Below are 11913 nucleotides of genomic sequence, written 5' to 3' on the forward strand. Positions count from 1 at the left end.
AAACAAATCCTTTGAAAACACTGGAGATCGACTGTGGGAGCGGGCTTGCCTGCGACGGCATCGACGGGGTCTGCCTGAAACAGCGAGGTGTCTGCATCGCAGGCAAGCCAGCTCCCACATTCAAATCGGGGTTGGTGCTTAGAAATGGGTGAAGGTCAGGCCCAGCTTGTAGGTGGGGCCGTACTCTTCGTACTGGCCGTTGTAGCTGCGGTGGCCGGTGTAGACGAAGTACGACTCATCGGTGAGGTTCTGCGCTTCGAAGCTGACTTGCAGGTTCTTGGTCAGCGAGTAACGCGCGCTGAAGTCGACGAAGGTCTGCGCGTCGACGTGCAGGTCGTGGGCTTTGTCGTTGATCGAGGCCAACTCGTAGAGGTAGGCCGATTTGTAGTTGGCCGACAGGCGCAGGCTGAGCTTGTCGTTTTCCCAACCGAGCATCAGGTTGCCGACAGTGTCGGACTGGTTGGGCAGGCTGATGTTGCGCTTGCGGTTCGTCCCGCTGGCGCTGTCGAAGCCTTCGATGTCAGCACTGGAGCGGCTGAATGTGGTGTTGGCACCTACCAGCAGGCCATTCCACGGTGCCGGCAGCCAATCGAATTTCTGTGAGTAGGCCAGCTCCAGGCCATAGAGCTTGGCGCTGTCGCCATTCGCATAGGTATGCGCCTCGGCGAAGTTGGTCCAGGCGCCAGTGCCCGCCAGGTCGGTGTTGTAGACGAAGTTCTTGATGTCTTTGTAGAACACGAACGCCGAGACGGTGCCGGCGCGGCCCATGAAGTGTTCGATGCCCAGGTCGAGGTTGCTCGATTCCAGCGGCTTGAGGTCCGGGTTGCCGAAGGTGGCCTCGTCATCGTCGATGACAAAACCCGGCGCCAATTGGCCGAAGGTCGGGCGCACCACGGATTTGGTCCACGCCGCACGCACCTGGGTGTTCTTGTCGATCTGATAGCGCGCATGCAAGCCCGGCAGCCAGTGGTGATAGCGGCGCTTGGTCTCGGTCGGCGTGAACACGCCATCGGTGGCGCCAGTGCCCTTGGCTTCAAACTCGGTGCCTTCGTAACGCAGGCCGGCGATAAAGCGCCAGTCATCGATATCGATGGTGTTCATCAGGTAGCCGGCGTTGATGTCTTCACGAATGGTGAAATCGTTGACCCGGGATTCGGTCTCGTCATAGAAGTCCGCCGGGTTGAGGCTACCGATCAACTGCTTGATGGCGCTGGGGCTGATACCGGGGCCGTAGTTGCCGAGGCGATAGTCGACGCTGCCCTTCTGGAATTGGGTGAGGTTGAGCTGGTCGTCGCTGAAACCGAGGGTGTCGAAGTCTTTGTAGACCCAGGCTTCCAGGTCGTTGTCCTTGTTGCGGCGGCTGACCTTGCCGCCGAACTTCACTTGGGAGGCATAGCCGCTCAGGTCGTAGTCGCGGGCCAGGTCCAGGCGCAGGTTTTTCTCGGTGTCCTGGGTGTTCTGTTTTTCCCAGTCGACTTTGTCGAGGGTGAAATTGCGCGCGTCATAGAAGCCGCTGCCGATGATCGGGCGTGGCTTGTCCTTGTCATAAAAGCCGCTGTTGGCAAAGTCGCCACCGTCGAAGGTCGCACCGGCGATGTGCGCCGGGCTGTCTTCGCTGGATTGGCTGTAGCCGGCCTGGCCGCTCAGGGTCCACAGGCCGAGCATGCGTTCGCCACCGAATACGTAGGACTGGATTTCCTGGGTTTCTTCGCGGTTTTTCAGCTTGCGCTTGGCCTCGGCATCGCCCAGCTCGCCGGCGGCCTGTGGGTCGGCAAATTCGAGGCTGGCGGCGTTGCGGGTTTCGGTGTCTTTGTAGCGGCTGTAGAGGGTGCGCAGGTAGTAGCTGCTGAGGTCATCCGGCTTGTAGTCGAAGTTCAGGCCGCCGCCGGCACGTTCGCGGCTGATGTCGTAGTCGCGCTGTTCGAATTCGTTGAGCTTGGCGCCGTCGGTGAAGTCCCAGGCGCCACCGGTCTCGACGTTGTCCGAGCCGAAGTCACGCTTCTGCCAGCTCAGCGCCGCCGCCACGCCGAAGTTGTCGATGCCATCGCCGAGGCTGAAACGGTTACTGGCAGCGCCGGAGAATTTCGGGCTGGTCTGGCGGGTGTTCTTGTCGTAGCTGGCCTCGGTGCTGCCGGTGTAGAACAGGCCCTTGTGGTCGAAGGCCGACAGGCTTTGCACATCGACCGTGCCGCCGAGGGAGTTGGCGTCCATGTCCGGGGTGAGGGTCTTGATCACGGAGAGCGACTGCACCAGCTCCGAGGGCAACACATCCAGCGCCACGGCGCGCCGCGCGCTTTCCGGGGCCGGCACCAGGGTGCCGTTGATGGTCACGCTGTTGAGGTCCGGCCCCAGGCCACGCACGCTGACGAAGCGCCCTTCACCCTGGTCGCGCTCCACGCTGATGCCCGGCAAGCGCTGCACCGCTTCGGCAACGTTTTCATCCGGCAACTGGGCGACACCGTCGGCATGCACCACGCTCTTGATGCTGTCGGACGACCGCTGCTCCTTCAACGCCTGGTCGATGGCTGCGGCCTGGCCGACCACTTCGACGTGCTCGGTATTGGCCACTTCAGCCGCGTTGAGTCGCTCGCTGGCAATCGCCAGGGCCAAGGCAGTAAGCGTGAAGCTGACGAGCCCGGTGCGCTTGTACATGCAATCCTCCCCAAGAATCCGTTGGCGCCAGGCAAGAGGCCCGGCAACTGGGAGGGCACGCTAGGGGTGGGGGATGACGGTTCTGTGACAGGGGTTGGCGCAAAGCCACGTAAACCGCGGTTTTTAGTTTGTTCCGGCAAGCAAATGAGCTGAAATGACCTCGATCAAAATGTGGGAGCGGGCTTGCTCGCGAATGCGGTATTGCAGCTAGCACATGTGTGGCTGATCCACCGTATTCGCGAGCAAGCCCGCTCCCACATTTGTTTTGTGTTTGGCAGGAGATTGTGTGTATGGCATGAGCTGATTCGACCCCTCCCCACCGTCACGCAACCGTCACATCCATCTGCTGTGCTGGCGCCCATCGCTTATTTGCCCAAGGACTCGCGGCCATGTTTTCCGTGCTCAAGCCACATCGCTGGAAACTCTCCCTGTTGCTGATCGCCGCCAACCTCGGGCTGATCCTGCACCTGGCCTGCGGCGAGTTGAAAAGCGTCAGCGAATGGGTGTGGCTGGACATCTTCGGCGAAGGCGGCTCTGCCCTACTCGCCCTGGTCTGGCTGGGCCTGGTGCTGAAGAGCCGCCCCGCCGGGCGCGTCACCAACTACCTGGCGCTGGGCCTGTCGTGCATCTTTTTCTCCTGGTGGATCGATAGCCTCGACGAGTTCATCCGCCTGCCCGACAGCATCACCTGGGACCACTGGCTGGAGTCGGGGCCGATGCCGGTGGGCATGATCCTGCTGACCATCGGTATCTACCACTGGCATCGCGAACAATTGGCGATCAGCGCGCAAATGGAAAAACGCGAGCGGCTGTTCCGCGAGCATCGGCTGTTCGACAAACTCACGCCCCTGGCCGGCGCCGACTACCTCAAGCGCCAGTTGGCCGACAGCCTGCAAGACAGCCACGACCAGCAGCAACCGCTGTCGCTGCTGGCCCTGGACCTGGACAACTTCGCGGCCATCAACCAGGCCTACGGGCATGCCGAGGGCGACGCGGTGTTGCAGGCCCTCAGCCATTTGCTGCTGCTCAACCTGCGCCGCCAGGACCTGCTGTGTCGCCTGGCCGGCGACCGTTTTGTGGTGCTGTTGCCCAACACCGGCGAGCGCCAGGCCAAGGAACTCGCACTGGAGTTGCAACAGGCGGTACGCGGCCTGGCGCACAAAACCCGGCTGCACGGTGAGCGCCTGCAACTTGCGGCGACCACCGCCGTGGTCATGGCCCTGAACGAGCCACCCCACGACTTGCTCAAGCGCCTCAATCTGGCCCTGGCCAGGGCCAAGCAACCCTTGGCGAAAAGTGCCTGACATGTCGGTTAAAACAAGCTGGTACGAAGCCGACAGCCGCTTCATCCCCGGGCACTACCAGCCCGCCACGCTGATCGACCTGGCCTTGTCCCGGGACATCGACAGCCATCGTCTGCTGCGTGGCACCGGGCTGTTTCATGAAGACATCCTCGCCGGCACTGCGCGGTTGAGCCCGCAGCAGTTTCTCGGGTTGATCGGCAACAGCCGCAAGTGGCTCGACGCCGATGACAGCAGCTTTCTGTTTGGCCAGCGGCTGTTGCCAGGCTATTACGGCGCGGCCAGCCATGCCCTGGGCCATGCGCAAAACCTGCACCAGGCCTTGGAGATCCTGATCCAGCAACAGGTGCTGCTCAGCCCATTGGTCACCCTGCAACTGGAGCTGGATGAGCACCACGCCTACCTGTACTGGCTGGACAGTTGCGGCGCCGGCGAGCATTGGCGCTTCTTGCTGGAAGCCAGCATGACCTCGCTGGTCGCCATGAGCCAATGGCTGAGCGGCGAACGCCTGCCGTGGGTGTGCAGTTTCAGCCACGCCGAACCGCGGTATGTCGAGCAGTATTGGGTGCACTTGGGCGAAGGCACACGTTTCGATCGACCGCTGGACATGATGAGCCTCCCGCGTGAATACCTGATGCGTACCTGGCCAGGCGCCTCGGCCACCGCCGGCCAGGTCGCGCGCCAGCAGGCCCGCGAGCAGATCGACCAACTGGGTTTCGCTGGCAGCTTTCTCGACTGCCTCTATGACTACCTGCGCGAGCAGGTGCGCCAACCACCAAGCCTGGAACAGGCCGCGCACGCCTTCGCCATGAGCCCGGCGACGCTCAAGCGCAAGTTGCACAAGCACGACACCGGTTTCCAGCAACAGGTGGACCGTGTGCGCAAGCAGGTGGCGCTGCACCTGTACCAGGTCAAGGGCTACAGCAATGATGAGGTGGCGGCGTACCTGAACTTCAACGATGCGGCGAACTTTCGACGCTCGTTCAAACGCTGGACCGGCAGCACCCCCAACCTGATCCGACAGTTGTTCAACAGCCGCTAGCCAGGCGTTCGCGCAGGAACTCCACCAGCGCCTGCACCGGCCGCGAGCTTTGCCGGTGTTGCGGGTACACCGCCGAGAGCGTCAGGGCCTCGGGGGCGAATTCGTCGAGGACGGTAACCAGGCGGCCGTCCTTCAGCGCTTCGCCGACGATAAAGGTCGGCAGGTAGGTCACGCCCAGGCCGGCGATGGCCGTGTCGCGCAGCAGGTCGCCGTTGTTCACGCGCATGCGTCCGCTGACGTTCAGCGCCTGCAACTTACCCTTGAAGCGCCATTGCACCTGGCGGCCATGGCCGTAGGGCAGGCAATCGTGCGCGGCCAGGTCATCGGGTTTTTGCGGCGTACCGCGCAGGGCCAGGTAATCGGGGCTGGCGCAGTACACCCGGGGAATGCTGGCGATACGGCGGGCAATCAGGGTGGAATCTTCCAGGGTGCCGATGCGCAGCACCAGGTCATAACCTTCGCCGATCAGGTCCACGGGGCGGTCGCTCAAATCGACCTCCACCGCCACCTGGGGGTGGCGCTGCAAGAACAGCGGCAACAGGCAACCCAGATGGGCCATGGCAAACGACAACGGCGCACTCAGGCGAATGGTGCCACGGGGTTCGCTGTTCTGCCCGGCGATACCCTGCTCCACTTGCTCGACTTCACTGAGCAGGCGCAAGGCGGATTCGTAGTAACTCTGGCCGAGTGGCGTGACATCCAGACGGCGCGTGGAACGGTTGAGCAGGCGCACGCCGAGGCGCTCTTCCAGTTGGATCAGGCGGCGGCTGACGAACTGCTTGGACAGGCCCAGTTGTTCGGCGGCGGCGGTGAAGCTGCCGGATTCCATGACCTGGCAGAACAGGCGCATGTCTTCGAAGGGGTTCATTGTCGCTTCTCGGTGGACATTTGCGGTTTTTATAACGGGTATGTCGCCACACCACAAATCAAATGTGGGAGCTGGCTTGCCTGCGATGGCGGTGTGTCAGCCAACATTGCTGTCAACTGACACACCGCCATCGCGGGCAAGCCCGGCTCCCACAGGGTTCAGCGGTGTTCCGTGGCGAAGCTTACTTGGCGGTGAACGCCGAGTAGCTGTTCATCAGGTTGCGGTAGTTGGGGATGCGTGGCGACAGCAGGTTGGCCAGGCCTTCCATGTCGTTGCGCCAGTCCACTTGCAGCTCGCAGGCCACGGAGAACCAGTTCACCAATTGGGCACCGGCTGCTGTCATGCGCGCCCAGGCGGCCTGTTGCACGGTTTCGTTGAAGGTGCCGGAGGCGTCGGTGACCACGAACACTTCGAAGCCTTCATCGAGGGCGCACAGGGTCGGGAACGCAACGCACACATCCGTCACCACGCCGGCAATGATGATCTGCTTGCGGCCGGTGGCCTTGACCGCCTTGACGAAATCCTCGTTGTCCCAGGCGTTGATCTGGCCAGGACGCGGGATGTATGGCGCGTCCGGGAACAGTTCTTTCAGCTCGGGCACCAGTGGGCCGTTAGGGCCGCTTTCAAAACTGGTGGTGAGGATGGTCGGCAGCTTGAAGAACTTCGCCACGTCAGCCAGGGCCAGCACGTTGTTCTTGAATTCGTTCGGGGAGAAGTCCTGGACCAGTGAGATCAGGCCGGTCTGGTGATCGACCAACAGGACAACGGCGTCATCTTTGTTCAAGCGTTTGTAAGTCATGGGTTAACTCCTTCGGGGGTTTGATCAGAAAGCAAAACACGAGCAGCCAAACGCACCCCAGAATCCCTGGAAGTCGCTGACCGGCACGCTGGAAAGCCGCGCCTTTTCATGGCTGTGGGAATGCACACCGCACGGGCCGCTGCACTGGTGAACCTGAGCCTGCAACGGCGAACTCGGGCGCCAGTGACCCGGCACCTTGACCACCGGCGACCAGTCCGGCAGCACCGGCACACGGGGCGGTGCGAAATCTTCGAAGTCACCGGCGCCGTAGACCACCTTGCCGCCGACCACGGTGAGCACCGACTCGATCCACTTGATGGCTTCTTCATCGACACTGAAGAAGTCCGCTGACAGCGCCGCGACGTCCGCCAGTTGGCCAACCTTGATCTGGCCCTTCTTGCCTTGCTCGGACGAGAACCAGGCGCTGCCGTGGGTAAACAGTTCCAGCGCGGTGAGGCGCGGTAGGCCTTCGGCGTGCAGCTCCAGACCACCGACGGTGCGGCCACTGACCATCCAGTACAGCGAGGTCCAAGGGTTGTAGCTCGACACCCGCGTAGCGTCAGTGCCCGCGCCGACCGGCACGCCTTCGGCGAGCATGCGCTTGATCGGTGGCGTGGCTTCGGCCGCCTTGGCGCCGTAACGCTCGACGAAGTACTCGCCCTGGAACGCCATGCGGTCCTGGATCGCAATACCACCGCCGAGGGCGCGTACACGCTCGATGTTTTTCGGGGTGATGGTTTCGGCGTGGTCGAAGAACCACGGCAGGCCATTGAACGGAATGTCGCGGTTGACCTTCTCGAACACGTCGAGCATGCGCGAGATCGACTCGTCATACGTGGCGTGCAGGCGGAACGGCCAACGCTGCTCCACCAGGTGGCGCACCACCGGCTCCAGTTCCTGCTCCATGGTCAGCGGCAGGTCCGGGCGTGGCTCGAGGAAGTCCTCGAAGTCCGCCGCCGAGAACACCAGCATCTCGCCGGCGCCATTGTGGCGCAGGTAGTCATCGCCCTGGTGCAGGGTGACGCTGCCGGTCCAATGCTTGAAGTCGCTGAGCTCTTCCTTGGGCTTTTGGGTGAACAGGTTGTAGGCGATGCGCACCGTCAGCTGTTCGTCCTTGGCCAGTTGCTCGATCACCGCGTAGTCATCGGGGTAGTTCTGGAAACCACCGCCGGCGTCGATGGCGCTGGTGAGCCCCAGGCGATTGAGTTCGCGCATGAACTGGCGGGTCGAGTTGACCTGGTATTCCAGCGGCAATTTCGGGCCCTTGGCCAGGGTCGAATACAGGATCATCGCATTCGGGCGCGCCACCAGCATGCCGGTGGGGTTGCCGTTGCTGTCGCGCACGATTTCGCCGCCCGGCGGGTTCGGCGTGTCCTTGGTGTAGCCGGCCACGCGCAGGGCGGCACGGTTGAGCAAGGCGCGGTCGTACAGGTGCAATACGAACACTGGCGTATCGGGCGCGGCCTGGTTTAACTCTTCCAGGGTCGGCATGCGTTTTTCGGCGAACTGGAATTCGTTCCAGCCACCCACCACGCGTACCCATTGCGGGGTGGGCGTGCGGTCGGCCTGGTCCTTGAGCATGCGCAGGGCATCGGCCAGGGACGGCACGCCTTCCCAACGCAGTTCGAGGTTGTAGTTCAACCCGCCACGGATCAGGTGCAGGTGGGAGTCATTGAGGCCGGGGATGACGGTGCGGCCCTTGAGGTCGATGACCTGGGTGCCACTGCCACGCAGGGCCATGGCTTCACCGTCGGTGCCCACGGCGACAAAGCGCCCCTGGGTGATGGCGACGGCGGTGGCACGCGGGTTTTCACGGTCCACGGTGTGGAACTGGCCATTGAACAGAATCAGATCGGCGTTCATAGGGTTTCCTTTACAGAGGCTTCAAGCCAGGGAGCAAACAGGCGGGTGGCCGCCGGCATCAGCAGGTAGACCACCAGGACGACGATGGTCAGGGTCACCAGGAACGTGGCGACCACGTAGTTGGAGAGAAACGGGTGCAGGCGCAGCACCGGGCCCCACACGATGGGCACCAGTAGGGTCAGCGGCAGGATCACGCACAGGGTGACGACCGCCTGCTTCCAGCGCGGCGGCTTGGCGGCGTTTGGGGTTTCGGGGTTGAACCAGAATTCGTTGACCGCGCCGATTTCGGTGTTGTCGCCGTCGGCGAGCATGGGGGTGGCTTCGGCAATCAGGGTTTTGCGCTCGGGGGAGTCGAGCCAGGTTTCCAGGTCATCGGTGGAGCGGTAGCGCAACACACAGGTGAACAGCGCCAGGTTGCCTTGTTTGCCGCGCACTACGTCGACACCGAGGTGGCCAGGGCGCGCGCCGGCGATGCGTACGATGCGGCGCAGCCAGGCTTCGTAGTCGGCCTCCAGGCCGGGTTTGATGAGGTGCTTGACCACCAGGGTGACGACTTCGTCGGGGCTGGGTTTTGTTGCTGGGTCCATGGGGTGTCCCTCTGCCTTGAAGATTCAGCGATGAGGGAGTTTGCGGGGGATGGGGTGGGGAAAATTGGATGTACGTGCTGTATCGGGGGGGGTGTTTTGTTGAGTACATATCCGTTATTTGGGTAACGGCGGCTTATGGTTCCGCCCTTACGGCGGGTCACTTTGGAAAAGAGCCCCAAAGTAACCAAAGGGCTCTTGCCCCAACACTCGGCACCTCGCCTAGGCTCGGTGTGCCCGTAATCCGACAGTGATTTGGGGGGCCGCCGCCACGCGCCATCCATGGCGCGGGGCGGCTAAACCGGCATCCCTGCCGGTTTACCCCCCAAATCCCTGTCGAATTCCGGCCAGCGTGTTTAACGGGGCGCCTAAGATCAAAATCAAAAGCAAGAGCACAGCGGCCTGACAGCCGGCTTGAGTGGTGGAAAGCAAAGGCAAAAGCAAACGCGGCCCTGTAGGAGCCGGCTTGCCGGCGATGGTCGTTAACGATGACGTGGGGTGTCTGGATGAACGCGGCGGTCTCAAGTTTTTCGCCGGCAAGCCGGCTCCTACAAGACCTCGTATCCACGATGCGAAGCGAGTCGCTCTTGATCTTGATCTGAGGCGCCCCGTCAAACACGCTGGCCGAACGCAGGCTTGAATCCGTGGGTAACCCGGCAGGACGCCGGGTTAGCCGCCCCGCGCCATGGATGGCGCGTGGCGGCGGCCCACGGATTCAAGCCGGAGTGAGGGCATGCCGAGCCTAGGCGAGGCACCGAGTGTTGGGGCGAGGACCTTTTGGTTACTTTTGGGTCCTTCCAAAAGTGACCCGCTGTAAGAGCGGAACCATAAGCCGCCGTTACCGAAGCAACGGATATGTACACACCACACCACACCACACACACCCCCCCATCACCCCGGCAACGGAATCACCCTCAAAGCCCTCACCGACTTATAAGAAAAACTCGAATAAATCTCCTTAACGCAAGGCAACGTCTGCAACACCTCCCGCGCAAACTCCCCAAACGACTCCAGATCCCTAGCCACCACTTCCAACAAAAAATCATACCGCCCCGACACGTTATGACACGCCACAATCTCCGGAATCTCCAACAACCGCTGCTCAAACGCCCGGGCAATTTCCTGGGTATGACTCTCCATCATGATGCTGACAAAAGCCGTCACCCCATACCCCAACGCCTTGGGCGAAAGGATCGCCTGATACCCACTGATCACCCCACTCTCCTCCAGGTTGCGCACCCGCCGCCAACACGGCGAGGTGGTCAGGGAAACGCGGTCGGCCAACTCGGCCACGGTGAGCCGGGCGTTGCCCTGCAACGCGTTTAAAAGTGCTTTATCGGTACGGTCGAGACTGACGGGCATAACGTGCCTCTGATTGTTATTTTTCGAGGTTTTTCATCCCAGGACGCAGGAATTAGCAGCAAACATTGCAAAGTTCATCTCCGGTTATGAGCATAGCATTGTAGGAAATAAGGAGCGTCCGACATGAACAATAAACACAACACATTCGGCTTTTCCACCCGCGCCATCCACCACGGCTACGACCCCAAGGACCACCACGGCGCGCTCGTGCCGCCGATCTACCTGTCTGCCACCTTTGCGTTCCCCACCGCCGAATACGGCGCCGCATGCTTTGCCGGCGAAGCCGACGGGCACTTCTACACACGTATCTCCAACCCGACGCTGGCGCTGCTGGAATCGCGCATGGCGACCCTGGAAAACGGTGAGGCAGCAGTGGCGTTCAGTTCCGGCATGGGCGCGATCGCCGCGACGTTCTGGACCCTGCTGCGCCCCGGCGATGAAGTGATCGTCAGCCAGACGCTGTACGGGTGCACCTTCGCCCTGCTGCACCATGGCATTGGCGAATTCGGCATCAAGGTGCGGCATGTCGACCTCACGGACCTGGCGGCCCTGCAAGCCGCGCTCAGCCCCGCCACCCGCATGATCTATTGCGAGACCCCGGCCAACCCCACCCTGCAGCTGGTGGACATCGCCGCCGTGGCCGCCCTCGCCCACCAACAGCCGAATGTCACCGTGGTGGTCGACAACACCTACTGCACGCCCTACCTGCAACGCCCGCTGGACCTGGGTGCCGACGTGGTGGTGCATTCGGCCACTAAATACCTCAGCGGCCACGGCGATATCACGGCGGGCATCGCCGTGAGCAGCCAGGCCCTGGCCCAGCGGATTCGCCTGCAAGGCCTCAAGGACTTGACCGGCGCGGTGATGTCGCCCCAGGACGCCTCGCTGTTGATGCGCGGTCTCAAGACCCTGGCCCTGCGCATGGACCGCCATTGCAGCAATGCCCAGGCGGTGGCCGAAGCCTTGCAGGCGCACCCGGCCGTGCAGTGGGTGACGTACCCCGGGCTGCGCTCGTTCCCTCAATACGAACTGGCGACGCGGCAAATGAAATTGCCTGGGGGCATGATCGCCTTTGAACTCAAAGGCGGAATCGACACCGGCCGGCGCTTCATGAATGCCCTCAAGCTGTTCACCCGCGCCGTCAGCCTGGGCGATGCCGAGTCACTCGCCCAGCACCCGGCGAGCATGACCCATTCCACCTACACCCCGGAGCAACGGGCGGCACATGGCATCAGCGAAGGCTTGGTGCGCTTGTCGGTGGGCCTGGAAGATATCGCCGACCTGCTGGCGGATGTGCAGCAGGCGCTGGCCAAGTGCAGCCGTACCCTGACGCGTCCTTCTAAGCTTGTGAGTTTTTAATCTGATTTTTTCAGATTGGATCCCCTTCCCGCCGCCAGGCTGTACTAGCATAGGTTCCGGCGGGAAGGACTATCACGCTAGGT

General features: G+C 62.3%; 9 protein-coding genes. 3 read left to right on the plus strand and 6 right to left on the minus strand.

Going from position 1 to position 11913, the window contains the following annotated elements; translation table 11 throughout:
* Positions 1-138: 138 nt before the first annotated feature.
* Positions 139-2652 carry a TonB-dependent receptor gene (locus tag AC0IYN_RS28460; RefSeq protein WP_471844401.1) on the minus strand — a complete coding sequence of 838 codons (2514 nt, stop codon included), beginning with the start codon at positions 2650-2652 and terminating at the stop codon, positions 139-141.
* Between the two features lie 389 nt (positions 2653-3041).
* On the opposite strand from AC0IYN_RS28460, the gene AC0IYN_RS28465 reads away from it, so the two are divergent.
* Positions 3042-3956 carry a GGDEF domain-containing protein gene (locus AC0IYN_RS28465; RefSeq protein ID WP_406599763.1) on the plus strand — a complete coding sequence of 305 codons (915 nt, stop codon included), beginning with the start codon at positions 3042-3044 and terminating at the stop codon, positions 3954-3956.
* Position 3957: 1 nt separating this feature from the next.
* Positions 3958-4995 carry an AraC family transcriptional regulator gene (locus tag AC0IYN_RS28470; protein ID WP_457240157.1) on the plus strand — a complete coding sequence of 346 codons (1038 nt, stop codon included), beginning with the start codon at positions 3958-3960 and terminating at the stop codon, positions 4993-4995.
* Here AC0IYN_RS28470 and AC0IYN_RS28475 read toward each other — a convergent pair.
* The 5 genes from AC0IYN_RS28475 to AC0IYN_RS28495 all read right to left on the minus strand — a co-directional run bounded on the left by AC0IYN_RS28475 (position 4982) and on the right by AC0IYN_RS28495 (position 10471).
* A complete protein-coding gene (locus AC0IYN_RS28475; protein WP_078047987.1) occupies positions 4982-5863 on the minus strand; it encodes a LysR family transcriptional regulator in 882 nt (293 codons plus the stop codon). The two genes, AC0IYN_RS28470 and AC0IYN_RS28475, sit on opposite strands and share 14 nt — an antisense overlap.
* 181 nt (positions 5864-6044) lie before the next feature.
* A complete protein-coding gene (gene ycaC, locus AC0IYN_RS28480) occupies positions 6045-6662 on the minus strand; it encodes an isochorismate family cysteine hydrolase YcaC (protein ID WP_122728863.1) in 618 nt (205 codons plus the stop codon).
* Between the two features lie 24 nt (positions 6663-6686).
* Positions 6687-8525 (minus strand): amidohydrolase, encoded by a 1839-nt coding sequence (locus AC0IYN_RS28485; protein ID WP_406599761.1) that lies wholly within the window; start codon positions 8523-8525, stop codon positions 6687-6689.
* Positions 8522-9112, minus strand: coding sequence for an antibiotic biosynthesis monooxygenase (locus AC0IYN_RS28490; RefSeq protein WP_471844404.1), 591 nt, complete (start codon positions 9110-9112; stop codon positions 8522-8524). The genes AC0IYN_RS28485 and AC0IYN_RS28490 overlap by 4 nt, the downstream gene beginning before the upstream one ends.
* An 888-nt stretch (positions 9113-10000) precedes the next feature.
* The gene (locus AC0IYN_RS28495; RefSeq protein WP_233895559.1) at positions 10001-10471 is read right to left on the minus strand and encodes an Lrp/AsnC family transcriptional regulator; all 471 of its coding nucleotides are present in this window, start codon (positions 10469-10471) and stop codon (positions 10001-10003) included.
* A gap of 123 nt (positions 10472-10594) precedes the next feature.
* Between AC0IYN_RS28495 and AC0IYN_RS28500 the strand changes: the two genes are divergently transcribed.
* The gene (locus AC0IYN_RS28500) at positions 10595-11830 is read left to right on the plus strand and encodes a methionine gamma-lyase (RefSeq protein WP_406597612.1); all 1236 of its coding nucleotides are present in this window, start codon (positions 10595-10597) and stop codon (positions 11828-11830) included.
* The last annotated feature ends 83 nt before the right edge of the window (positions 11831-11913 follow it).

The sequence above is a fragment of the Pseudomonas sp. AC112 genome (assembly GCF_979253545.1).

What these genes read in the sequence shown, in the direction of transcription:
- AC0IYN_RS28460 (WP_471844401.1), bottom strand. Translation starts at nt 2,652, where the DNA reads ATGTACAAGCGCACCGGGCTCGTCAGCTTCACGCTTACTGCCTTGGCC.
- AC0IYN_RS28465 (WP_406599763.1), top strand. Translation starts at nt 3,042, where the DNA reads ATGTTTTCCGTGCTCAAGCCACATCGCTGGAAACTCTCCCTGTTGCTG.
- AC0IYN_RS28500 (WP_406597612.1), top strand. Translation starts at nt 10,595, where the DNA reads ATGAACAATAAACACAACACATTCGGCTTTTCCACCCGCGCCATCCAC.
- ycaC (WP_122728863.1), bottom strand. Translation starts at nt 6,662, where the DNA reads ATGACTTACAAACGCTTGAACAAAGATGACGCCGTTGTCCTGTTGGTC.
- AC0IYN_RS28495 (WP_233895559.1), bottom strand. Translation starts at nt 10,471, where the DNA reads ATGCCCGTCAGTCTCGACCGTACCGATAAAGCACTTTTAAACGCGTTG.
- AC0IYN_RS28485 (WP_406599761.1), bottom strand. Translation starts at nt 8,525, where the DNA reads ATGAACGCCGATCTGATTCTGTTCAATGGCCAGTTCCACACCGTGGAC.
- AC0IYN_RS28470 (WP_457240157.1), top strand. Translation starts at nt 3,958, where the DNA reads ATGTCGGTTAAAACAAGCTGGTACGAAGCCGACAGCCGCTTCATCCCC.
- AC0IYN_RS28490 (WP_471844404.1), bottom strand. Translation starts at nt 9,112, where the DNA reads ATGGACCCAGCAACAAAACCCAGCCCCGACGAAGTCGTCACCCTGGTG.
- AC0IYN_RS28475 (WP_078047987.1), bottom strand. Translation starts at nt 5,863, where the DNA reads ATGAACCCCTTCGAAGACATGCGCCTGTTCTGCCAGGTCATGGAATCC.